The 25027-nt window shown below is 40.5% G+C and carries 23 protein-coding genes; 8 read left to right on the plus strand and 15 right to left on the minus strand.

The features are described from left to right. Positions 1-76 precede the first annotated feature (76 nt). Positions 77-931: an alpha-1,2-fucosyltransferase gene (locus SY85_RS05670; RefSeq protein ID WP_066402310.1), complete on the plus strand. Its 855-nt coding sequence runs from the start codon at positions 77-79 to the stop codon at positions 929-931. A 3-nt stretch (positions 932-934) separates the two neighbouring features. On the opposite strand, the gene SY85_RS05675 is transcribed toward SY85_RS05670, so the two are convergent. After that, positions 935-1678, minus strand: coding sequence for a menaquinone biosynthetic enzyme MqnA/MqnD family protein (locus SY85_RS05675; RefSeq protein ID WP_066409407.1), 744 nt, complete (start codon positions 1676-1678; stop codon positions 935-937). Between the two features lie 132 nt (positions 1679-1810). Between SY85_RS05675 and purB the strand changes: the two genes are divergently transcribed. Then, positions 1811-3157 carry an adenylosuccinate lyase gene (gene purB / locus SY85_RS05680; protein ID WP_066402314.1) on the plus strand — a complete coding sequence of 449 codons (1347 nt, stop codon included), beginning with the start codon at positions 1811-1813 and terminating at the stop codon, positions 3155-3157. Positions 3158-3326: 169 nt separating this feature from the next. Beyond that, the gene (locus tag SY85_RS05685) at positions 3327-3725 is read left to right on the plus strand and encodes a hypothetical protein (RefSeq protein WP_066402317.1); all 399 of its coding nucleotides are present in this window, start codon (positions 3327-3329) and stop codon (positions 3723-3725) included. Positions 3726-3791: 66 nt separating this feature from the next. Here the strand turns inward: SY85_RS05685 and SY85_RS05690 are convergent, their stop codons facing one another. From SY85_RS05690 to SY85_RS05700, 3 genes are all read right to left on the minus strand, one after another. Further along, positions 3792-5357, minus strand: coding sequence for a flotillin family protein (locus tag SY85_RS05690; RefSeq protein WP_066402319.1), 1566 nt, complete (start codon positions 5355-5357; stop codon positions 3792-3794). Positions 5358-5375: 18 nt separating this feature from the next. Further along, positions 5376-5954, minus strand: a complete 579-nt coding sequence (locus SY85_RS05695) for a hypothetical protein (RefSeq protein WP_066402320.1) — start codon at positions 5952-5954, stop codon at positions 5376-5378. 641 nt (positions 5955-6595) lie between these two features. Then, positions 6596-8182: a peptide chain release factor 3 gene (locus tag SY85_RS05700; RefSeq protein WP_066402322.1), complete on the minus strand. Its 1587-nt coding sequence runs from the start codon at positions 8180-8182 to the stop codon at positions 6596-6598. A 399-nt stretch (positions 8183-8581) separates the two neighbouring features. Here SY85_RS05700 and SY85_RS05705 point away from each other — a divergent pair, with 399 nt between their 5' ends. Then, complete coding sequence (locus SY85_RS05705; RefSeq protein ID WP_066402324.1) at positions 8582-8797, plus strand: hypothetical protein; 216 nt, start codon at positions 8582-8584, stop codon at positions 8795-8797. Between the two features lie 279 nt (positions 8798-9076). On the opposite strand, the gene lolA1 is transcribed toward SY85_RS05705, so the two are convergent. From lolA1 to SY85_RS05730, 5 genes are all read right to left on the minus strand, one after another. Beyond that, entirely contained in the window at positions 9077-9748 is a 672-nt protein-coding gene (gene lolA1, locus SY85_RS05710) for an outer membrane lipoprotein periplasmic chaperone LolA1 (protein WP_066402326.1), read from the minus strand. A gap of 109 nt (positions 9749-9857) precedes the next feature. Next, the gene (locus SY85_RS05715) at positions 9858-12644 is read right to left on the minus strand and encodes a DNA translocase FtsK (RefSeq protein WP_082886309.1); all 2787 of its coding nucleotides are present in this window, start codon (positions 12642-12644) and stop codon (positions 9858-9860) included. A 67-nt stretch (positions 12645-12711) separates the two neighbouring features. Beyond that, complete coding sequence (locus tag SY85_RS05720) at positions 12712-13098, minus strand: DUF423 domain-containing protein (RefSeq protein WP_066402328.1); 387 nt, start codon at positions 13096-13098, stop codon at positions 12712-12714. A 4-nt stretch (positions 13099-13102) separates the two neighbouring features. Continuing rightward, a complete protein-coding gene (locus tag SY85_RS05725) occupies positions 13103-13669 on the minus strand; it encodes a shikimate kinase (RefSeq protein WP_066409416.1) in 567 nt (188 codons plus the stop codon). Between the two features lie 128 nt (positions 13670-13797). Next, positions 13798-14982 (minus strand): acyl-CoA dehydrogenase family protein, encoded by a 1185-nt coding sequence (locus tag SY85_RS05730; RefSeq protein ID WP_066402334.1) that lies wholly within the window; start codon positions 14980-14982, stop codon positions 13798-13800. Positions 14983-15132: 150 nt separating this feature from the next. On the opposite strand from SY85_RS05730, the gene SY85_RS05735 reads away from it, so the two are divergent. The 4 genes from SY85_RS05735 (at position 15133) to SY85_RS05750 (ending at position 17817) form a co-directional block, all read left to right on the plus strand. Further along, entirely contained in the window at positions 15133-15684 is a 552-nt protein-coding gene (locus SY85_RS05735) for an RNA polymerase sigma factor (RefSeq protein WP_066402335.1), read from the plus strand. Next, a complete protein-coding gene (locus SY85_RS05740) occupies positions 15681-16271 on the plus strand; it encodes a hypothetical protein (RefSeq protein WP_066402337.1) in 591 nt (196 codons plus the stop codon). Before SY85_RS05735 ends, SY85_RS05740 begins: the two co-directional genes overlap by 4 nt. After that, positions 16246-17247: a DUF4097 family beta strand repeat-containing protein gene (locus SY85_RS05745; RefSeq protein WP_066402339.1), complete on the plus strand. Its 1002-nt coding sequence runs from the start codon at positions 16246-16248 to the stop codon at positions 17245-17247. The genes SY85_RS05740 and SY85_RS05745 overlap by 26 nt, the downstream gene beginning before the upstream one ends. 150 nt (positions 17248-17397) lie before the next feature. Continuing rightward, on the plus strand, positions 17398-17817 hold the full coding sequence (locus tag SY85_RS05750) for a YciI family protein (RefSeq protein ID WP_066402341.1): 420 nt from the start codon (positions 17398-17400) through the stop codon (positions 17815-17817). A 198-nt stretch (positions 17818-18015) separates the two neighbouring features. On the opposite strand, the gene SY85_RS05755 is transcribed toward SY85_RS05750, so the two are convergent. From SY85_RS05755 to SY85_RS05780, 6 genes are all read right to left on the minus strand, one after another. Beyond that, positions 18016-18519 (minus strand): CAP domain-containing protein, encoded by a 504-nt coding sequence (locus SY85_RS05755; RefSeq protein WP_066402342.1) that lies wholly within the window; start codon positions 18517-18519, stop codon positions 18016-18018. 120 nt (positions 18520-18639) lie between these two features. After that, on the minus strand, positions 18640-21126 hold the full coding sequence (locus SY85_RS05760) for a S9 family peptidase (RefSeq protein ID WP_066402344.1): 2487 nt from the start codon (positions 21124-21126) through the stop codon (positions 18640-18642). 92 nt (positions 21127-21218) lie between these two features. Next, entirely contained in the window at positions 21219-22085 is an 867-nt protein-coding gene (gene pyrF / locus SY85_RS05765; protein ID WP_066402346.1) for an orotidine-5'-phosphate decarboxylase, read from the minus strand. A 49-nt stretch (positions 22086-22134) separates the two neighbouring features. Continuing rightward, positions 22135-23412: a kynureninase gene (gene kynU / locus SY85_RS05770; RefSeq protein WP_066402348.1), complete on the minus strand. Its 1278-nt coding sequence runs from the start codon at positions 23410-23412 to the stop codon at positions 22135-22137. Between the two features lie 11 nt (positions 23413-23423). After that, positions 23424-24209, minus strand: a complete 786-nt coding sequence (locus tag SY85_RS05775) for an SDR family oxidoreductase (protein ID WP_066402350.1) — start codon at positions 24207-24209, stop codon at positions 23424-23426. Continuing rightward, the gene (locus SY85_RS05780; protein ID WP_066402352.1) at positions 24210-24842 is read right to left on the minus strand and encodes an FMN-binding negative transcriptional regulator; all 633 of its coding nucleotides are present in this window, start codon (positions 24840-24842) and stop codon (positions 24210-24212) included. Positions 24843-25027: the final 185 nt, after the last annotated feature.

Here is a 25027-nt window from a genome sequence, read left to right on the forward strand (position 1 = left end):
TGATGTTTAAGTTTTGCTTGTAATAAAAGGAGACAAAGCCTAACACCCAAAAACTACATGAATTAGTCGGCGCGTTATGATCATTATTAGAGTTATAGGAGGATTAGGGAACCAGCTATTTCAATACGCTGCGGCTAGATGTTTAGCAGAAATCAGAAGGACAGAAGTAAAGCTGGATGTAACAGGCTTTCAGGATTACCAGTTGCGCAATTTTGATTTAAATGAACTAGGCATAAAGGCAACAGTTGCCAGTAGTGAAGAAATAGAAGAACTTAAGGCAAAAGGAACGCTTCAACGAATCCAATCCCGCTTAACACCATATAAAAGGAGAAAGTTTTACAAACAACCTTTCTTTCACTTTGATCCACATTTTTACCATTTAGGCAGCAAAGTATACCTGCAAGGCTTTTTTCAAAGCGAGCGCTATTTTCAGCCTATTCAACCAATTATAAGACAAGAGTTTGGCTTTAAAGACGAATTAGTAAAGGACGTGAGAACTTTTGGCAAGTATTTACCAACGCAACCCTCCGTTGCTTTACATATCCGGCGTGGTGATTATAAGGATGAGGAAACGCTACGATATCATGGTATTTTACCCTTCGACTACTACCAACGAGCTATCACGCTTATCAAACAAAAGCTTTCAAACCCACAGTTTTTTATCTTTTCAGATGATGGTGCTTGGGTAAAAGAGAACCTGCAATTGGATAGCGTTACTATTGTTTCAGGTACTTATTCTAAAACCCATTTTGAAGACTTGTACCTGATGAGCCAATGTAAACACAACATCATTGCCAACAGTAGTTTTAGCTGGTGGGGAGCCCGGCTGAATGAAAACCCAGACAAAATAGTCATTGCTCCCAAGCAATGGTTTAATGAAGGGCCCAAGGACACACAGGACCTCTGCCCTTCTAACTGGATTCGCTTATAATTCTTATTGAGCTGTTAACTTGCTTAAAAATAACTGCAAGGCCTGCTTCTTTGGTAAATCCAACGTATAACTGATATTCTCTGTATAGTAGGTCTTCAGGTCATATACATCGTAAGGGTTCTCAGCCACCACTGTATCAATATTCAGTAAGCCTATTGCATTCGCCTCATTAAAAGCCCTGATAAATTCTATTGGTAAAGATTTATTACTTACCCATGCTGCAAACAAGAAAGGCAAGCCTGTATAAGCTTCCCACGCTTCACCTAAATCATAGATATACTTAGATTTCAAACGCTGTTGTAATGCTCTGTCACCTATAACCAAACCCGCTGTAGTGCCCTTGATCTCATTCCGATATGTTTCACCTGGCGCTTCAATCAATTCTGCTTTACTTTTCCAGTACTCCTTTAAGAGCACTTTGGCTAACTGTACCGATGTACGAGACTGGTAGTCCAGATATACCTTTTCCACTTGCTCAATAGGTACTTCACTAAACAAACAAACAGAAGCAACTGCACCCTCACAACCAATACCATACTCCGAAATTATATGATGCTCTTTCAGTTTTGGAATAACCGCTACAGGTACTAAAGCCACATCTACTTCATCATTGATCAACCATTCTGCCACTTGGGCTGGATACGCTTCTACCAATTCTATTTGCTTACTCACTTCATGGTTACGGAAACCATACAACAACGGCTTTGTATTCAGGTAGTTAACCGCTGCTACTTTAATCTTCCTCAAATGCTTTACTTTTGGCCGCAAAGATAACCACAGATTACGCGGTTTAAAAAGGATTTGAAGTTTTAACACTGATTAATTATTGATCTTTTGTTTAAAGTCATCGCCGCTTTTAATATCTGCTAATACATTTTTATGGAACTGCATTCACTAACAGCCATCTCGGCTATTGACGGACGTTACCGCAAACAAGTACATCACCTAGACGAGTATTTTTCGGAGTTTGCCCTTATTAAATACCGTGTATTGGTAGAAATTGAATACCTGTTCTTCCTGGCTAGCAAAGGTTTTTTTAAACTCCCTGCAAAGGCAGTAAAGCAACTGAATGAAATAAAGGAAAATTTTAGCCTGGAAGATGCGCAAGAGATCAAGAAAACAGAAAGCATCACCAACCACGACGTAAAAGCCGTTGAATACTTTATCAAAGGAGCATTGGAGAAAGCAGGCGCTGCCGATGCTAAAGAGTGGGTGCATTTTGGATTAACCTCTCAAGATGTTAACAATACAGCTATTCCTTTATTGTGGAAACAAGTGCTAGAGTTTGAATATATCCCTGCGCTTCTGAATCTTACCACACAACTACGCTTACTAGCTACACAATGGAAGGACATTCCCATGCTGGCACGTACACACGGACAGCCGGCCTCTCCTACCCGCTTGGGTAAAGAAATCATGGTGTTTGTAGAGCGTATTCAAGGTCAGGTAGACCAGCTGATTATGATTCCAAACTCTGCAAAATTTGGTGGGGCAACAGGTAATTTTAATGCCCACTTTATTGCCTTCCCTAAAAAGGATTGGATTACCCTGGCAAATCAATTTGTAGAAGACGTATTGGGCTTGCAGCGCTCACAGTTCACAACCCAGATTGAACACTATGATAATCTGGCCGCCCATTTCGACTGCATCAAACGTATCAACAATATCCTTATCGACTTCTGTCGGGACGTCTGGACCTATATCTCCATGGATTACTTTAAGCAAAAAGTAAAGAAAGGTGAAGTAGGTTCATCAGCCATGCCACATAAAGTAAACCCCATTGATTTTGAGAATGCAGAAGGAAACCTGGGCATTGCCAATGCTATTTATGAACACTTAGCCGCTAAACTGCCGGTTTCTCGCCTGCAGCGCGACCTGACAGATTCTACGGTACTTCGCAATATTGGTTCACCAATGGCGCATAGTGTTCTGGCTATTAAAGCCATTGAAAAAGGTTTGGGCAAATTGGTGTTGAACCAAGCTAAGATTGAACAAGATCTGGAAGATAATTGGGCAGTTGTGGCTGAAGCTATTCAAACCATCTTACGCCGGGAAAATTATCCAAATCCTTATGAAGCTTTAAAAGACCTAACGCGCGGCAATAATAAGATCACCAAAGAAAGCATGCATCGCTTTATTGAAAGTTTAAAAGTTAATGCTACTTTGAAAAAAGAATTAAAGCGTATAACGCCACAAAATTATACAGGTATCAATCCTGAGTGGTAGAACGGATTTCAACTTTTATGTACTACAACGTACTTCCAAATAAGGAATTAGCGTCGCATTTAAAAGAGAAAACAAGTTTATAAATAAGAAGCACTCCACTTGGAGTGCTTCTTATTTATACAAAAGCTTTTTCCAGCTATATTGCAATACAAACCACAAATCCAAACTAATGAAAGCTCTCTTTACTGCCCTACTAATTACCATTACTTTTTTTGTACATGGTCAGGCTCAAAAAACATTGCAATTTGGCAAAAACACACTAACAGGAACAGTCATCTTAAAAACATTGATACACCCCATAACAGAGAAGCCCATTAAAGATGCCATGGTTCTCAAGCTTCCTTACAAGGTAAAATTTACAGCAACAGATGAACTTGCAGATGATGTGATCACGGATGAAATCAGGATCTACGGTGATGTGCAGAAAGTAAAAGATCCTAATACAGTCTACAAAGCCCTTATCAACAAGCAAGTAGAAATTAAGGCCAGTATTGTTTATGCACCTTCCGGAAACTATCCTTTATTAGCTAATATTATTGAAGATTTTAGCTATACAATAATCAAATAAGTTGAAGTCGTTCAAGTTATCAGAATAAAAAAGAGCCTTTAAAGGCTCTTTTTAGTTATTGCTTTTTTATTGCAAAAGGTCTACTGGTGACGTATCTGACTTTTCTCCCCCTTGATCCTTTCCTAAATAGTTAGGTAAATCCATTCCCGCCATATTAAAGATGTCTTTTAATGGTGGCACCGCTTTATAGAGGCCAGATACAAAGCTGGCTGTTGAGCTTTTACCATCTCCATTTTGTCCACCATTTTCCCAAACAGTAACCTTATCGATCTTAATATTCTTAATAGCTTCAGTTTGCATTTTCACCAGCTCTGGCAGTTTATCTGAGATCAATAACAACACTGCATCTTTAGGGTTATTACCAGCCGCTTTAACGATCTGATCCAAACCTTGAGCTTGCTTAGTTAAGATCTCATACATACCCCGTGCTTCAGCTTCCAGCTTTGCATAAATAGCATCGGCCTCACCCTTGGCTTTTTCACGAATACGCTCAGCTTCTGCTTGCGCTTCAATAATGGCCTTTTGTTTTTCAATCTCTGCGGAAACCACAATATTGGCATTCTGGTAAGCACGCTCTCTATCAGCGCGAGCTTCTTCTGCTTTCTTTTCTGCTAGATAGGCTTCCTCCAATGCTTTAGCCGATTGCACTTTTTCTGCTGCAGTTGCACGCTTTAATGCCTCGGCTTCTTTCTCCCTTCTTTCAGCATCTGAATTGGCAATCTGGATCTTAGCCTGGTTTTCGCCTTGCATGGCCACGGCGTTGGCTTCTGCCGTTTTAATACGAGTGTCTCTTTCCGCCTCTACCTTACCAATTTGCTCATCACGTTTAGCAGCTGCGATTAAGACCTCTTTATCTTTCGTTGCTAATGCAATTTCTGTATCTCTATCGCGCTGTGTTTGCGTAATTCGCACATCACGCTCTTTTAGTGTTTCCTGGATACTGATATCGCGAGAGCGTTCTGCATCCGTCTTACCTACTTCACCAATGCGCTCTTGCTCAGCCACACTCTTCTTGGCTTCGTTTATAGCTTTAGCAGCTGCTTCTTTACCCAACGCTTCAATGTAACCGCTTTCATCTTTAATATCCGTAATATTTACATTAATTAGCTTTAAGCCAATCTTTTTCAGTTCTGCCTCAACGTTAGTAGCTACGTTTGTTAAAAACTTATCACGGTTGTTATTGATTTCTTCAATATCCATCATAGCTACCACCAAACGCATCTGACCTAGAATTATATCGTTGGCCAAAGAATGGATATCCTGTTGCTGCAAACCTAATAAACGTTCAGCCGCATTCTCCATGATACCAGGCTCTGTTGAAATACCCACTGTAAATTTAGAAGGCACATCTACACGAATATTTTGCTTGCTAAGTGCATTGGTAAGGTTAACGACAATAGACATGGGAGTTAGATCCAGGAAAGAATAATCCTGTATAATAGGCCAAATAAAGGCCGCACCGCCATGAATACATTTTGCACTGAGATTTCCCTCTGCGTTACTACCTACTTTACCATACACTACTAATATTTTGTCAGAAGGACAACGTTTGTAACGACTAAAAAGAGAAAAAACTAAAATGAAAATAAAGACCACTGCCACTGCAATGGCAATGAGAACATAACCAGCCATAGTTTTGATTGTTTTAGATTAGGCAACAAGATTTGAAGTAACTAATAGAATTTGATTATTAAGAATATTGACAACCCGAATAGGCTTTCCAGTAGCGATATCAGTTTCATCATCGGTCATAGCATCCAGCTCCATAAAACGCCCTTGTACCTGTACTTGCACTTTGCCAATACCACCTCTCTGTGCAGGAATGCGTAAATAGGTTTCACCTACTTTATCAATAGCATTCTTCATTTGTAACGTTCCATTGTGCTTAAGCCTGGATGTATTCTTCATTAGCAAGAACATAATGTATACCATGATACATCCTGCAAGAAGAGCAATAACCAATACAACACTGTTACTAAGGTTTGCTTTATAGGCTGCTAGTCCCGCCCAGCCAAACATGGTAAAGAAAGCGATCAGGTTTTTAATGGTAAAAAACTGGTGCCCGAAATCACCATCGCCATCCAAATCAAGATCTCCGTGATCTCCACCGGTAAAAAACGAAACGATCGTTTGAAGAATAAAGAAGAAGGAAAAAAACAGTGTTATACACCATAAGATTAGTTCAAAGCCTTCAAGGCTTTGAAACCAATTAAATATACCTATAAGCATTAGTTTCTAGTTTGCATGCCGAATGTATATATTTTATGGAAGAAGCTAAGTAAAACATATAAACAAAAAAGTTACACTATCATAGTATCACAAATTATTATCAAAAATCAACCGGAACCAGGTACTTCAATTAGAAATGATAAATGCCACTACCCCTAATTGGGAAGTCACTCCTACTAAGTATAGCACATCCACTTACGATTTATAAGGCGAGTTTTTCCATCGAGCCATTTTGCAAAGAATATTAACCCGCTAGAGACACCAAGCCACCGCTTGCCAGAATTATGGAGCCCACTCAGTAATTTATCCGCTGCCGAAATGGCAACCCTCCCTTTACTTAACTCTGAGTTATTTAAAGGATAATCCCTAGATAATCTGTATATAAAGAGAGGATAACCTGTTCTATATAGACTCAGGTTATCCTCTCTTTATCCTCGGGTTATCCTAGCTAAGCACAGAAATAGAATCGGGCGAAAAGGAGAAGTAGGTTCAGTGAAGAATTACTATTTATAGGGATATTTAAAGAAGCAGGCAAGAAGTTTTCCTAGATTTTTCTAAAACAAAAATGGCTCTGTAACTAAGATAGTTACAGAGCCATTCGTTTATGAAGTCAACAAACTGCTATTAAACTGACAGTTGGATTATTTATGTACTTCCGAAGTAAAATGGAATTCAATATCCGGATTGTTATTACGCTCGGTATTCAGGAACCATTCGCTTTGTGCCAGGTATACCATTTGACCATCTTTATCTTCAGCTATATTTCCCTGTTTGAAGCGGGCAAAGTCTTCCAACTTTTTCGCATCCTTACTGGTTAACCAGCAGGCCTTGTAAAATGGTAAGGAGTTAAATACAACAGATGCACCGTATTCATGCAACAAACGGTATTGAATTACTTCAAATTGCAGTTCACCCACACAGCCAATGATCTTTTTATTACCACCAAATTGTGTAAACAATTGGGCTACACCTTCATCTGTTAATTGTAACAGCCCCTTCTCCAACTGCTTTGTCTTCATTGGGTCTTTGTTCACTACTTCTTTAAAGATCTCAGGGGAGAAAGTAGGAATACCGGTGAAGAATAGATCTTCCCCTTCTGTTAAGGTATCCCCGATCTTAAAGTTTCCTGTATCAAACAAACCCACTACATCGCCAGGATAAGCATCATCAACCACATTCTTCTCTCGTGCCATAAAAGAATATGGGTTAGAAAAGCGTACATCTTTATCTAAGCGTACATGGTGGAAGTATTTATTGCGTTCAAACTTACCTGAGCATACACGCAAGAAGGCGATACGGTCACGGTGCTTAGGATCAAGGTTGGCGTGAATCTTAAAGATAAAGCCACTGAACTTTTCTTCGTTTACTGCTACAGGGCGTTTATTGGTTTCGCGGTCGCGAGGAGTTGGTGCAATGCGAATGAATGTATCCAGCATTTCTTTTACACCAAAGTTGTTGATGGCAGAACCAAAAAATACAGGTGCCACATCGCCGCTCAGATAGCTTTTTGTTTCCAGTTCACCATATACGCCATCAATAAGTTCTACATCTTCACGTAAAGTAGCAGCATCACGATCTCCTATTGATTCATCCAATACGGAAGATGACAGATCTGAAAACGAAATAGTATCGTCATCAGTTGCCTTAGTATTGGCAGTGAAAAGACGCAGGTTTTTATTATGTAAATCGTAAACACCCTTGAAGTCCTTACCTTGGTTAATTGGCCAGGTCATAGGATGCAAGGAAATAGAAAGTTCTTTTTCAATTTCTTCTAACAGATCGAAACGGTTCTTACCATCGCGGTCCATTTTATTAATGAAGACGATAACAGGAGTTTTACGCATACGGCACACTTGCATTAAGCGGCGTGTTTGTTCTTCTACCCCGTTTACGCTATCTACTACAAGGATAACACTATCCACAGCGGTTAAGGTGCGATAAGTATCCTCAGCAAAGTCTTTGTGACCAGGAGTATCCAACAGGTTGATCAGTGTATTATTATACTCAAAGCTCATTACAGAAGTAGCCACCGAGATACCTCTCTGGCGCTCTATTTCCATAAAGTCAGAAGTAGCCCCTTTCTTTATTTTGTTGCTTTTTACGGCTCCCGCCACTTGGATGGCACCACCAAAAAGCAGGAACTTTTCCGTCAGGGTCGTTTTACCGGCATCCGGGTGCGAGATAATGGCAAATGTTTTCCTTCGGGCTATTTCGTTATCGTATTTCATGTCAAAAGTCAATAGTCAATGGTCTATGGCCAATAGAGGGTATTCTAATGCCCATCCACCTGAACTGTTTTAGCGGGTGCAAAGGTACGTTTTGAAGCCTTAGGGGTTTGCAAAAATGTAAGTTCTAAGGGCTCGTGGAAGAATATTTAAGTAGATGTTGAGGTTTGGGGCTTCTAAAAGTCCAATTATTCGCATCAGGGTTGCATGACACCTCATCCGTAGGACTACAGAGCATAACATTCTGTGTTAAAAGCGATTAACAAAAAGCAGGGTTCTTCTTCCACACTATTAGTCTAAACCCCTACCCGTCTTGCGACCCATTTTCCACAGCAGTTAGATTTTAAAAGGGAGTAAAAAAAGGCATCATTTTTAGCCTATTAGGAATTAAACGTTGTGAAAATGGAACAACCCAGAAAACGCGACGGTCGCACCAACGATGCAGCCAAACGGAATGTGAAGCAAGAACAACGACAGAATAAAGCACCCCAGGGATTGGAGGGAATGAACTTTGAGGAGCAACGGGGTAGCCTGAAAAACAGTGATTATGGTGGAGCAATTCGTAATACCAGTAGTGGACGTAACAGTTCGGATGTGAGTCAGGATGAAATTAAATGAGTTGAAAGGAAGAGTGCTTTTAGTTGATTCGTGTGGGATGGAAAATTTTGAGTACTAAGAGTAATGTGTGAAGGGAAGCCTTTAGGCAAGCGTTCAGTTGGTGAGTAAGCGTCTGATCATTTTGGTCAGACGCTTTTTTTGACCGCAGATGGATTGGATTTGGTAAAGATTAATAGGATCAAGTTGCTAACAGCTTTGTACTCTAGTAATAACCACTACGTTACTTATAAATAAAGAAAGCCCGTCTAAGTGACGGGCTTTCTTTTAGTAATTTTTTGATTATCGCAGATCAACTACTTCTACACCAGGGTATTTCTTTTTATCAAACACAAAATCAGCATCGGCTACAGAAGCTGCCGGCTTAAAGGTGTTGATAGTATAGCTATAGCGGTTACCACTTTTCTCTAAAATCTTAGCGCTATAGATTGTAGAAGAAGCTTTATCAACCCAAACATATACTTTGTGATAAGGACGTGTTTTATTGTTGGGTGTCAGTTCTATTTCTTGTATTGTTTTAGAACCTACTTTTTTCTCGCCGTTTAACTTATATAAGAAGTCTTTATCGTAAAAGTTAGTGAATAGCTTTTGAGGGGTCATTTCAGCGCCACTGCCATCTACATCTTTTACGGTTACCTCGTTTGCACTTTTGTCAAGGTTCCAGCTGGTTTTTCCATCACTAAAGATTTCCATCCCCGGGATCGTTACACGGTATTTTGTACCCTTCATAGTAACAGTGCCTTTCTTTGTAGAAAGAGCTTTCCCCTGAGCATTTTCAATTACATAAGTAAAACTAGCCTGCGGTGTTTTATAAGTCTTAAACTTGGCACTTACCGCATCAAGAATCTTTTTTGCATCAGCGTCGTTATTAACCGGGTTATTGGATGTAATCTTTTGCGCTCCTGCCAAAAATGTAGCAGATACAAAAGTCAAAAGCGTAAACCATCTCTTCATCTTATACTTTTATTTTGTTTTTAATAACGGGCTAAATATAGCCGTTTGTATACTTGTTAGAGGAATAAATGAGCCAATCGTTTAACTGCATCATTTTCTTAACAGCTTTCTAACTTAATGTTTGCAGATACTCAAATAGATCAGCATCTGTTTTAATAAGCACCTCTCTTGCTTTACTTCCCTGATTTGGCCCCACAACGCCAGCAGCTTCTAATTGATCCATTAAGCGGCCAGCTCTGTTATAGCCTAGCTTCATACGGCGCTGGATCAGTGAGGTTGACCCCACCTGGTTTTGTACAATAAGACGTGCTGCTTCTTCAAAGAGTGGGTCGCGATCTGAAGAATCAAAGTCGCCCCCTTTTTCCAATTCTTTTTCATCTACATATTCCGGCAACATAAAGGCTTGCGCATAACCGCGCTGATCGGAAATAAACTCAACAATCTTCTCTACCTCAGGCGTATCCACAAAAGCACATTGCAAACGAACAATCTCACCATTATAAGAGATCAGCATATCCCCCTTACCTATCAGTTGCTCAGCTCCTCCAGCATCCAAAATAGTGCGGGAGTCAATTTTTGAAGATACTTTAAAGGCAATACGTGCCGGGAAGTTGGCTTTAATTGTACCTGTAATAATGTTAACAGATGGACGCTGTGTAGCAATTATTAGGTGAATACCAATGGCACGGGCTAACTGAGCCAAACGGGCTATCGGCATTTCTACTTCCTTACCTGCTGTCATGATCAGGTCGGCAAACTCATCTACTACTAATACGATAAATGGAAGGTATTGGTGGCCTTTTTGAGGATTCAGCTTCCGCTTAACAAATTTCTCGTTGTACTCCTTAATGTTACGCGCTCCAGCCTCCTTTAGTAAGTCGTAGCGGTTATCCATCTCAATACACAAAGCATTCAATGTATTGATCACTTTCTTTGTATCAGTGATAATCGCGTCTTCTTCACCGGGTAGCTTAGCAAGGAAGTGACGCTCAATATGGCGGTATACACTAAGTTCCACCTTCTTAGGATCGATTAGAACAAACTTTAACTGAGAAGGATGTTTTTTATACAATAAGGAAACGAGTATAGCATTTAACCCTACAGATTTACCCTGACCAGTAGCCCCCGCCATCAGCAAGTGTGGCATGGTAGCCAGATCCACAATAAAGTTTTCGTTATCGATCTTCTTACCAATGGCAATAGGCAGACTATGTGCACTATTGGCAAATTTCTCTGAAGACAGCAGGGTTTTCATACTTACTACGGTCTTCTTCACATTGGGCACCTCAATACCAATAGTACCTCTACCTGGTATTGGGGCAATAATACGAATACCCAAGGCTGCCAGACTTAAGGCTATATCATCTTCCAGGTTCTTGATACGAGAGATACGTACACCAGCAGCTGGTACAATTTCATACAATGTAACTGTGGGACCTACGGTAGCACTGATCTTTTGAATGGTGATATCGTAGTTCTTCAGCGTATTGATAATCTGATTTTTATTAGCCTCCAATTCAGCAGGATCCTGAACGATCTTTTCACTACCATGAGTTTCCAGCAATTCGATTACCGGGTATTTATAGTCGCGGAGATCTAGCGTAGGTTCATAAGGTGGTAAATCAGCATACCCTTTTTCCCTTTCATCTTTCTCTTCAGCCGGTTTTTCTTCAGCCGATTTGATTTCAAGCGGCAAGTCTACTGAAGGAGGTGGTGGTGGTACAAAAGCCACTTTAGGTGGCAATGTTGGGTAAACCACTTCTTCCTCTGGCATTGCAACAGGCTCCTCTTTGGGTTGTTCTATAAATAATGTGGCACCTGAATACTTTTCTTCAATTGACGATTCTACCTCTAGTTCAACGTCCTCTTCTTCCTCAATTACTTCTTCCATTTCTTCTTCTTCCGGCAATTCTTCCAACTCTAATTCTTCAGAAGCCTCTTCCAATTCCAGCTCTTCTTGTCTTTCAATAATTTCAAATACAGGCCCATTTTCCTTATCAGTTACTACATTATCCGCAATCAACCCACCTTCTCCTTTCAAACTATTGCCTTTCTCGGCATACATATCATTAATAGAAGGTACATCAGTAGCAGCCACAGCGGGTGTAGCTGGTACGATAACAGGTGCTGTATTACGCTTTTCTCCTTCTTCTTTCAACTCCTCTTCCAGCGGAAACTCAATTTCTTCTCTTGGAATAACTGGTTTTCTTTCTGGCATCTTAAACTTTGGATTGAACTGCCAAATCAAATAGCTGGCACCTACCACCAGTAATAAAGCAGCCGTACCAAAATGGCCAAGGAAGTTAATTAACCAGTTATTAATCATTCCCCCTACTCTGCCACCAAAGGGGAAAGCGGCACTTGGAGAAATGAAAGCAAAGGTTACGGAAGCTATGAGCAGTCCAAAAGTTACATATTTCAGGTTACGCCAAATGGAGAATACTTTACGTTCAAATAATAGGTTGATACCTACCACAAAAAAGAACGTGCAGAATAACAAAGATGCTATTCCGAAACCACGGTAAATAAAGAAATGAGAAATATATGCGCCCAAGCGTCCCAATAAGTTGGACACCCGGACCTCATTATCGCCCAAGAAACCCGCATCATTATTTAAAACCTTATCCTGGTCTTCTTTCCAGGTAAAGAAATATGAAATAAAGGCTATAAATAAGAAAATAGATATTAGGAGGGAAACTGTACCAATGATCTTCCAGGTACGTTCATCGCGGGCAAGCTTTTTAAAATCAAGCGTTTCCTCTCGATCCTTTTTAAACTTTTCTTCAGCAGGAGCTTTTGACTTAGGTCTTGCAGCCTTCTGAGGTTTTTCCGCTTTAACCTCTTTTTCAGTTTCCTCAGGTACAGGAATAGTGGATTTCTTGAGCCGGTTCGCCATAACACAAAAATAGTGATGGAATGGATGAAATACTGATGAACAGTAGCTTATCGCTAAAAATAGCTATTTATTTTTTAAGTACGGCTACTAATAGTAAGACCCACCCCGCAATAAAGAACAGTCCTCCTATTGGTGTAATTATACCCACTCCCGAAAGTCCCACCTTATTCATCGCTTTTAAAGAAGCTAACAAGTATAATGAGCCCGAAAACAGTACAATACCCGCAATAAATAAGGCTCCTGCATAATTTAGCAGGCTATTATTCAGCCTTTCATAGAGCATTCCCACTATCAATAAGGCAAAGGCATGATACATTTGATATTGTACACCTGTTTGGTAGGTAGATACCGTCTCCAGGCCTACCAGCTTTTTTAAGCCATGTGCACCAAATGCACCTAGAATAACTCCTAAACCCGCCAAAAAAGTACCAATGCCTAAAAATAGTTTTTGCATAATGTTAATTTAATTGAGACACCCTGTCAATGATGCTGTCACCAGACACTTCATCCTCTGTTAATATAATTTTAGCCTGCTGGTAAAATATTCTCCGATCCCCTACTTTTCTCATTACATACAGATGCAGTTGTTCATCATCTAAATCCTTAATAAGGGGACGCTTTTCTTTTTCATCCTTCAAGCGATTTACCAGGCAGGTAGTGGAACAATCGATCCATATAGTTGTTCCTTTCTGATTCATATAATCTATGTTGTTGTAAAAGCACGGAGTTCCACCCCCACAGGCCATTACAAAACTCTCATGACTTTCTACTAATAAATGCAGAACCTCTTTTTCCAATAACCGGAAATATTCTTCGCCTTTTTCCTCAAACACTTCATTAATTGACTTTTCTTCTTTCTCTTCAATTTTCTGGTCAAGATCAAAGAACGGAATTTGCAGCTTATCACTTAACACTTTCCCCCAGTGCGATTTTCCACTCCCCATAAAACCAATAAGAAATATACGGCCGCCTATGGCACCTGAGGCAGATGACGTAGAAGCTTTTCTATTTTCTAGTGCAGGCATACTTGTCATTTTATTAAATAATACGCTAAATCTGCAACAATGGTTTTGCTATCTATGTTTATAGTTAGCCAATTTTTGCCGTGAGCCATAAAATTAACCAAGCGCTCTACCATAAGCGAATTCTGCACTTATTTAAAGGCATTAAAACCGGTAACATCCATACCCGTAACCAATAAATGGATGTCGTGAGTACCCTCATAAGTAATCACACTCTCCAGGTTCATCATATGACGCATGATTGGATATTCACCAGTGATGCCCATACCACCCAACATCTGTCGTGCGGCACGTGCAATATTTGTAGCCACTTCACAGGAGTTGCGTTTTGCCATAGACACCTGCTGTGGAGTAGCTCGACCCTCATTCATCAAAACACCCAACCGCCAGTTTAATAATTGCGCTTTGGTAATCTCAGTAATCATTTCAGCCAACTTCTTTTGCTGCAATTGAAAAGCACCAATTGGCTTGCCAAATTGTACACGCTCTTTACTATAGTTCAATGCAATATCATAGCAATCCATAGCAGCGCCAAGTGCACCCCAGGCAATACCATAACGCGCTTTTGTCAAGCACCCCAATGGGCCTTTCAATCCTTTAACCTCGGGAAAAATATTTTCCTTTGGAACTTTCACATTATCAAAAACCAATTCGCCGGTTGCAGAGGCCCGTAAACTCCATTTTCCATGAGTAGTTGGCGTACTAAAACCCTCCATTCCCCTTTCTACAATTAGCCCTCTTATATCTCCGGCTTCATCTTTTGCCCAAACCACAGCCACTTGTGCGTATGGTGCATTTGAGATCCACATTTTGCTTCCATTGAGGATCACATGATCACCAGCATCCTTGATATTGGTAAGCATGCCTGCAGGATTACTACCATGATCAGGCTCCGTTAAGCCAAAGCATCCCAACCATTCTCCACTTCCCAACTTCGGCAGGAATTTATTTCTTTGCTCTTCACTACCATATGCATAGATCGGAAACATCACTAAAGAACCTTGAACAGAGGCTGTAGAACGCACACCGCTGTCTCCTCTTTCCAATTCCTGCATCATCAAGCCATAACTGATATAGTCTAATCCTCCACCACCATATTTTACCGGAACAGTAGGGCCAAAACAACCCAGGTCCCCCAACTGCTTAACAATATGCTCAGGAAACTCTGCCCGCTGCGCATAATCTTCAATAATGGGTGAAATCTCTTTCTTAACGTAATTACGTACACTATCGCGAATGAGTTTATGTTCATCGGATAATAATTCATCAACTAAAAAATAATCTGGGGATTGAAACAAATCAGTTTTTGCAGCCATGTGTAGACATTAAGTGGCCGCTAATGTAAGAAAAACACCATTCATACGGATACCAAACCATTCTTTAAAACTATTTATAATTTTTAGGTGCCTCCATGCAACATTTTTAAACTTATTGTGACTTTATAATAAACAACATAATCAACCCGCTTGGAACTAACTGCTCCCCAACCATTGACCGCTTTACTAGCAGCCTGCAAACAGGGGCACACGGCCAGCTACCAGGCCTTGTATAACAGGTATGCCAAAGCCATGTACAATACCTGCTTGCGCATAGTAAACAACACTGCCGATGCAGAAGATGTGTTACAAGAGGCTTTTTTAGTGGCGTTCCGAAGTTTAGAAACCTTTGAGTGTGAAGCAGCTTTTGGTAGTTGGCTAAAAAGGATTTGTGTGAATAAGGCTATAAACAAAGTTAAGCGAGAACGAAAGCGATGGCTTCAAATGGATGAAGCCCCAATTATAAACTTTCAAGAAGAAGAAAGCATTGATGAAGATGAGTTTGCCTGGAAAATAGATGAAATAAAAAGGGCTATTCAAGCGCTGCCTGATGGATACCGTACGATACTATGCTTACACCTATTAGAAAACTATAAACACCATGAGATTGCTGTGATGTTGGACTTATCGGCATCTACAGTAAGAACACAATACATCCGTGCAAAAAGCAAATTATTACAACTAATAAATGGAGAGAAATGAAAGAGCGCCTGGAAGAATTTGTCAACACTAACCGTCAAGCTTTTGACGATGAACCAGTACCCGCATTTATATGGGATGAAATGAGCCAGCAACTTGATCAAAAACGCAAGCCTGCCAGAATAATCCGTTTGTCACGCTTTAATGTATGGGCGGCAGCTGTTGCAATGATCATAGCAGGTATCGTAATTTTTCTAATTGCAGAAAACAATCAACTCAAATCAGACCTAACAGCATCGCAGCAGCGATTAAAACAGCATCAGTTAGAACTTAACACAACAACCAACTATGATCAGGAGCTTGGTCAGTTTATGCAAATCGTTGCCAGCAAACAAAATCAGCTTTCTGGTATTCGCAAGGAATACCCCTCTTTATACCAATCGTTTACTGCTGACATTAATGATCTAAATGAAGAGTATAAAAAACTAAAAGAAGAACTCACTTCTGTACCAGAACAGGACCAGATATTGGATGCCATGATCCAAAACCTGAAGCTTCAGGCCGAACTTTTAAATGAACAATTGCTCATTATACAACAACTAAAATCGTCTAAAAAGAATAAAAATGAAAAAGCAACGTCTGTTATCTAATTTATTTATCCTGCTTACCTTTTCAGCCACCATAGCTTCAGCCCAGGACAAGCAAAAGAAGAAATATGAATTTGTAAAGGAGCGCGACTTCTCTCAAACCTATACTACTTCCGCAAATGATAAGCTAAAGATCTCTAACCAGTTTGGTACAGTAGATATCAAAACATGGAACAAAAATGAAGTTAAAGTAGACGTTCATATTGCCACTTCTTCAAACATTAAAGAAGCCAATGACGACCGATTTGAAAGCATAGAAATTAAGCATAGCAAAGAAGGTAACAATATCTACTTTGAAACTGAAATGAATAACACTGGAAACAAAAACTATAAAGGAAACCAAAACAACACGATTGATATTGATTATGTTGTTTACATACCAGCGACTATTGCCTTAAATGTTAAAAACAAGTTTGGGAAAACAACTGTTCCTGACTTAAATACCGAGGTAAAAATTGAACAGCAGTTTGGAGAACTTGTAGCCGGCCGCTTATCACAAAATGCAGATATTGAGGTAAAGTTTAGTAAGGCTTCTTTTGAATCTTTAAATAATGCGGACCTTACTATAGAATTTGCTAAAGATCAAGTAGTGATTAAAAATGCAACAGGCAAGTTAGATATCAACGTAAAGCATTCTAAGCCAGGCGTAACCGTTTATGCCGATCAATTAACGGAACTGGAAGCAGATGTTGAGTTTTCAAACTTTGGTTTAGTACTTACCAAAAATGCCTCCGCCGATTTTCGGATTAAAACCAACTTCGGTTCATTGAGTAATAAAACATCTTTTGCTATAAAAGACGAGGACGAAGACCGTGATGAAAGAAAATATGGCCCCACTTTCAGTCATTCATATAGAGGTACTGCCGGCAACGGCAAACTAAAAGTAGATGTTGACGGAAGACATTCCGACATCATTGTAAGTAATGAAGCGCCAGATTTTACTAGCATTAAACCCAAAAAGAACAAAGTAGTTATCTAATCCACTTCTTTACTACATACAAAAAGGTACCAATTGGTACCTTTTTGTATGTAGTAATAGCTCTACAATACCATCTTATTTCACTATTTCTTACTTAGTATTTTCACTTATTAAAAAAGAAAAGATAATTTGGCAATACAACGCTTGCTAATGAAAACTTTGATTATAACCATTACTTTCATTGTTGCCATTGTTACTGCGTCTAGCAACAAATCTGCATCAGGAAATCCAACTGCTTCAAAAGCTGATAACACGCCCGCTTATGACATGAAGAAATACTGGCTGGTGTTCTTGAAGAAAGGCCCCAATCGAAATCAATCTAAGGCTGATAGCGAAAAGATCCAGGCCGCACACTTAGCCAACATTACGCGCTTACACGAACAAGGCAAGATCATCATGGCTGGACCCATTGGTAATGAAAACGATGTTTTAGGTATTTTCATTATGGATGGAAAGGATTCCACTCAAATTGCCAGCTATGTAGCTGGCGACAGCGCTGTTATTACAGGCCGCCTCCGATTTGAAATACTGCCGTGGTGGACAGCGAAAGGGAAATATGAGTTTAAGTAAAGCCCCTCCCGGCCTCCCCCAAAGGGGGAGGAGACCTAAGGCACAGAGGCTCGCTTTGCAACGATACTTGACTTTTACAATTAGATAATAAACAAAAGCACTCCCTGAAGGAGTGCTTTTGTTATGTAATACTGTATCATCTTCTAGCGCTATGCGGTGGCGAAGTCCTCCCTTCGGGAGGATTTAGGAGGGCCACTCCTACCTCGCTCCGAACTCTTGCGTCCAAAAGTTTCCAAATCGGCCAACGCCCATTTCCTTGTAAAGCTTACTCATAATATTCTTACAGTGGCCTGGACTTTCAACCCAACCCTTCACCACTTCTTTTTCTGAGGTATAGCCGGCTGCAATATTTTCACCATAGGCCATCCAAGGATAGCCTGCTCTTTTAACCCTTACACCTCCATTTGACCCATCTGGCGCAACGTGAGCAAAGAATTTGTTCTTATACATATCCTCACTATGGCTAACAGCCGCTGTAGCAAGCTGGTCATTCCATTTTACTGCAGGCGCAGGACCATAATAGGTATCACCGCATTTACAGCCTTTCTTTCGCACATCGTTTACTAACTGTAATAGAACAGTCTTATTAACAGAAGTAGGAAGTGGTTTAACTGATGTTGTTGGTGGATCAAAAGGACCAACCGCTTCATCGTTAGCACCAACACTCATGATCAACGTAAAAGCTACTATATACAGGTTCATATCAGGTTGAGTATTTCCATTTAACTATTACCTACAACCTTTTATTGTCATAGGCTTCGTTAAAAAATTGTTGCATAAAAAAACCCGGAGTAAAACTCCGGGCTTCAAATAATTAACTTTTTATAAGGCTGCTCTTTTCTTTTGCCCGCTTAATTCTACTTCGCGGTTCATTTCCACCATATCAACGGGCTCTTCTTTGCCTTCCAATAAATATTCTTTAAAGTAGTCGGCCATTCTCCAGAAAAAGTATTCTGTCATGTCGCCGTAGCCGTGACGTTGGCCAGGCAGGATTAACATATCAAAACGCTTATTCGCCTTAATCAGGGCATTCACCATGCGAATAGTATTGGCCGGGTGTACATTGTTATCAATATCACCATGTGTTAACATCAAGTGACCTTTAAGGTTCTTTGCCAGCTCAGGGTTCTTTTCTATTGCATAGACAAACGAAGTATCACCTTTATCTCCGATTATTTCTTTCACACCATGGTGCTTTTCGCTCCACCAGCGATTGTAAATAGCATTATCATGATTACCCGCGTTAGAAACGGCTACTTTAAAGAAATCAGGATATACCAACATGGCTGCAGTACTCATGAAGCCGCCACCCGAGTGACCTTGTATACCTACACGATTGATGTCGACATATTTATAACGGTCTGCTAATTGTTCTACAGCTGCTTTTTTATCAGCTAGTCCATAGTCACGCAGGTTTCCATAACCATAGTTGTGATACCATTTTGAGCGGCTTGGATGTCCACCACGGTTACCTACAGTAACAACAATAAAACCTACTTGCGCCAGTCGATCAATACGATCCATACCTCTGCCCCAAGCTTTGTTCACAGCCTCTGTTTGTGGGCCTGGATATACATACTCGATGATGGGGTATTTTTTGGAAGAATCAAAATCAAATGGCTTATACATTACACCATACAAATCAGTAACACCATCATCAGCCTTTACTTTAAACACCTCTGGAAATTTGTAGCCTGCGCTCATTAAAGAAGACAGGTCGGCTGTTTCCAAGTCCATAACTTTTTTACCATCGGTAGTATATAATACCGATTTGGGAACCGCATTTACTCTTGAGAAATTGTCAACAAAATATTGCTTGCTGTCATTCAGGTTCATGTCGTGCTCATACTCACCCGGATTCAACAAGCGTAGACCAGTACCATCAAAGTTTACACGATACATGTGCTGATAGTAAGGATCCTCATTTTTTTCGCGTCCATTGGCAGCGAAGTAGATAACACGTTTGCTTTCATCAATACCTACTATATCTTCAACATGGTAACCTCCAGATGTGATCTGGTTTTTCAATTTACCATTGCCATCAAATAAATATAAATGTGCCCAACCATCACGCTCACTCCAATGAATATATTCTGTACCGCCATTTACCACACCTAAGCGACGTGTTTCAACGTAGGTATTCATTTCCTCGCTGATCAAGGACTTAACGCTTTCCGTATTAACATCAACTAAGCAAACATCAATACGCTTTAGGTCGCGACTAGTGCGCGTAAAGTATAAATTATCCTTAGTACCTAACCATACCAATGGACGATAATCATCATCACGAGAACTTTGCAGTTGCGGTGCGTTCCAAATTCCAATAGCCTGGTCTTTAAACTGTTTAATATCCAGTTCTTTTTGTTTTTTGGAAGCCAGGTCAAACAATAACACATGTGCAATAGGGGCATCTTTTTCACCCGGCATGTGATACTTATATGTTTCCAGTGTAGGGCGAGGTTCTGCTATACTATTGATCACCCATAGGTCTTTCACTAAGCGATTGTCGGTGCGTACCAGCACAAAACGTTTAGCGTCCGGAGACCAGTAAACAAATGCCTGCTTACGCTTATTCTTATTCTTTTCGCGGTCAACATTTGTTTCATTATAAGAATCGCCATAAGCATAGTTATCTACACCATCTGTTGTTAACTGGTATTCTTTAATTGTACTGTCTTCCTCATTTTGTAAAGCTTTCTCATAGTTAGCTTTATCCATCCAGTACAAATTGAAGTTGCGTGCAAATACTATCGTCTGACCATCGGGTGAAATAGACGCCCAATTAGGACGGCGCTTTGGTTTTTTAAAATCACTTAACTCAACCAGTTCGCCACTATTGATATTATACTCAAAGAAAAACTTCTTGCGTTCTTTTTTGGGAGGCGTTCCTTTCTTGGCCGTAGAATCTTTTATTTCAATTTCTTGTGAACTCAGTACTTCAAATTGGATCCAGTTCTCGTCTTTCACAAAGCGCATACTGTCTATGTTCAAGTGCTGGGCATCCATCGGATCCTTTACCCGTTGTGTTAACAAGGCAGCCAGCTTTTCATTATCAAACAACAAACGTTTTTCTCCTTTGTCCGGATTAACAATGAACCAGTTTTTGCCTGCCGTTGTTTCATACATATACCAAAAGCGATTGCTCTTTTTCAGCCAGTGCGGATCTACCGACGTGCTAAAAACCAGCTTGTCCAACTTCTTGGGTGAAAAACGGGCAGCGAGTGGATAGTTCGCCGTGATGGCAGGCGTTTGCGCCGATGCCAAGGCTACCATTGATATGGATAGCACAAGACCTAACAATTTTCTCATAGTGTGTAAAGTATAATTATTCCTAAAGGGATGTAGGATAAATGGATATGCCATTTATAACTGCTAAATATACTGCATTTAACGTTTGAACATTATTGCTTAATATATTGCTGCATTTCCACCTGGTATTGTTGTGCAATAGCTGCTGCCTCTTGAGCAAAATCTTCTTTCTCAGAAGCGTAAATAATGGCACGGCTGGCATTGACCAACAAACCACACTCACTGATCATTGCCTTTTCTGAAATCTCTTTCAGGCTGCCCCCTTGTGCACCCACACCTGGAACCAAGTAAAAATAGTTGGGGGTGATAGTGCGAATGTTCGTGAATTCATCAGCCTGTGTTGCGCCCACAACAAACATCAAGTTATCAGGCGTGCCCCACTCCGAAGCTTTGCGTAAGACTCTTTCATAAAGAAACTCTGTTTTATGTGAAGCAACATCCAACGCCAGTTCTGCGGACTCAACGCCAACCTTTGATTGTTGAATAACACGTTGCAATTCAAAATCAGCAGATCCTTTATTAGAAGTTAACCCTAGCAGGATCGTCCACTTGTCTTTGTATTCCAAAAAAGGTTGAATACTATCCGCTCCCATATAGGGGGCTACCGTTATCGCATCAAAGTTCATCGTCTCAAAAAACGCCTTGGCATATTGAGTAGAGGTATTGCCGATGTCACCCCGTTTTGCATCGGCAATTTTAAAATGGGTATCGGGAATATAATTAGTGGTACGCTCCATCGCTTCCCAACCTTTTACTCCTAGCGCTTCGTAAAAAGCGGTATTGATTTTATAGCTAACACAATAATCTTTAGTAGCGTCAATGATCTGCTTGTTGAATTCAAAAACAGCATCGGGATGACTTTGCAAATGTTTTGGAATCTTAGTTATATCGGTATCCAATCCCACACACAAATAGGATTTTTTTTGAAAGATCTGAGCTACTAATTGTTGGCGTGTCATGTTATAAAGTCGAGAGTTAAAAGTTAATGGTTACTAGTTGTCAGTTCGATCATTGAAATTGTTCACACGTTGTTTTCATGATCTGGGCAAACTGCCAAACTTCTTCAAAGGTATTGTACATCGGTACTGCGGCAATACGAATTACATTGGGTTCTCTCCAATCGGCAAATACCCCAGCATCGGTTAAAGCATCAAAAACTTCACGACCGTTACGCAACATCAACATCGACACCTGACAGCCTTTGTTCTCTTTTGGCGTAAGCACTTGTACAATTGGCTGACTGCTGTTTGCATTCAAATCCTGCAAAAGAAATAATAAATAATCACTCAGTTGCTGTCCTTTTTGATATAATGAAGACATGCCTGCCTTCTCGAACAATTGCAATGAAGAATAGTGAGCAGCATACAGCAATACCGAAGGCGTACTTAGCTGCCAACCTTCTGCAGAGGGAATTGGATCAAAGCCAGGCTGCATTTTAAAACGTGTAGCTTTATTATAACCCCACCAACCAGCAAAGCGAGGCAGTTCTTTATCATTATGAAAACGCTCATGTATATACACGCCCCCAATGGCGCCTGGACCCGAGTTTAAATATTTATAACTGCACCAACAAGCAAAGTCCACATCCCAGTTATGTAATTGCAGTTGTATGTTACCGGCAGCATGTGCCAGGTCAAAGCCAACCATAGCGCCAACCGCATGAGCGGCAGCTGTAATGGTTTTCATATTAAAAACCTGCCCGGTATAATAGTTTAACCCACCCCAGAATATCAGCGCCAACTCGTCTTTATTAGCTTCAATTGCAGCCAATACATCTTCATGACGAATATTCACTTCCCCTTCTCTTGGTGCTACTTCTACAATCACGTCTTCGGGTTTAAAGCCACGTTGCTTTACATGTGTCTCCAAAGTATATTGATCTGAAGGGAAGGCTTTGGCTTCACAGATGATTTTGTTCCGCTTTCCCTTGGGCTGGTAAAAGCTTGCCAGCATTAGGTGCAGGTTTACTGTAAGGCTGTTCATCACAACGATCTCACCAGGCAACGCACCTACTATTGCAGCCAGAGGCCCAACTAATTTGTCGTGGTATTGCAACCAAGGCTTGTCGCCTTTAAACCAGGATTCTACGCCTAGTTCCTGCCATTGCTGCATTACTTCAGCCATATCTGTAGCCGTACGTTTTGGCTGTAATCCTAAAGAGTTACCTAAAAAATAAATCGCATCTTTTCCATTATGCTGAGGGAAAAGAAATTGTTGACGAAACGAACGTAAAGAATCAGCAGCATCTAACTGCTGGGCAAAATCTTGTGTGTTTAGAAATTTCATAATTGCAATCGTTAAATTGTCCCCGTGCGTCCACCATCTACCGGTATACTCACTCCATTTACATAAGATGCTGCTGGCGAAGCCAGGAAGGCCGCCACTGCTGCTATTTCAGCGGCTGTACCAAACCGTTTCATGGGAATGCCTTTCGCAATCTCCCCAGCCACTTGTTCTTCGCTAGTTCCCGCTTTATTAGCCAGATTATGAACCAGACTCTTCAAACGTGCAGTCTCCGTATAGCCGGGCAAAACACTGTTTACGGTTATATTGAATTCGCCTAGTTCGTTGGCCATTGTCTTAGCCCAGGAAGCAACAGCCCCTCTAATGGTGTTAGACACGCCCAGGTTATTTAAAGGAATTTTTACTGAAGTAGAAATAATGTTTATGATACGGCCATATCCAGCATCTTTCATTCCGGGCACTACCGCTTTGGTTAAAATATGATTACAGATCAAATGCTGCTGAAAGGCATTAAAAAATGCCTGTTCTTCAGCTTCAATAATCGGTCCTGCAGCAGGCCCGCCTGTGTTATTGATTAAAATATGAACCGGATGTTCACCAACAATCGCTTCAATAGCTGCTCTCACTTGTTCGGTTTCTGAAAAGTCGGCAACCTTATAACTGTGCACCTGCTGCAATGAGTTATCCAGCAATTTCACATTGGTTTCCAATGTTTCTTTATTTCTTGCTACAAGGGTACAATGTGCTCCCATTGAAGCCAGTTCTTCTGCAATAGCTAACCCAATTCCTTGTGTGCTGCCACAAATAACCGCATGTTTACCTTCCAGTGATAAATTCATTTATGAATGTTTGAAAAGTGAATGTTGTCGCTGCTTCATTTCATCGGCAATACCTTTTGCTTCTGCATCGCCTTTATCCAGTTCGCCAATGATATTTTCATAGCTACGCTGATCTCTATTCTGGCTCAATTTGAAAACATGATCGATCGCCGTCACTTCTATTTCAAACCCCACAATTGCTTGACTCAATCGCTGTACATAGTCTTCAGGCAGGTTATGATAGGAAGCCGGTGACTCATCATTATTCTCATAATGGCGCGTTGTTCTTTCTAAAATTGATAATAGCTCACCTTGGCCTACGAACTGTACTTGCCCTCGTGCATGCACGCTCATATAATTCCAAGTTGACGCATTTTGAGGGGCCGTATACCAGCTGGCACTTACGTATGTATGTGAACCTGTAAAAACACACAACACATTGGAATTGGATTCTAATGCTTTATGATGATCAGTATTTCGCATCACATGGCCCAGCAAAAAAAATTTTCCTTCTCTTTCTTCAATAAGTAAAGGCACTTGTGTAGCCACAGGAATACCATTCATACTGCCTATCAGCATAGCAAAGGAATTTTGCCGCATAAAGGCTTTGATCACTTCAGGATCCTTTTCTTTAAATTGAGGTAGACTATACATATGACAGTTTTCAATAAAACGCCCCAAAAGTAAGGCAGTTTCGTGCACGACATCCTCCCTCCAACAGTCATTTATTCACTACTTTATTCACCTACCCTTATTCTCTCAACATAAATGGCTCTGGCTGAAGTAATCAGCCTATCACCGTTGACCGAAATACTTCTCTTTTAGTATTGATTGCCAAA

The sequence above is a fragment of the Flavisolibacter tropicus genome, assembly GCF_001644645.1.
GTDB lineage: Bacteria > Bacteroidota > Bacteroidia > Chitinophagales > Chitinophagaceae > Flavisolibacter > Flavisolibacter tropicus.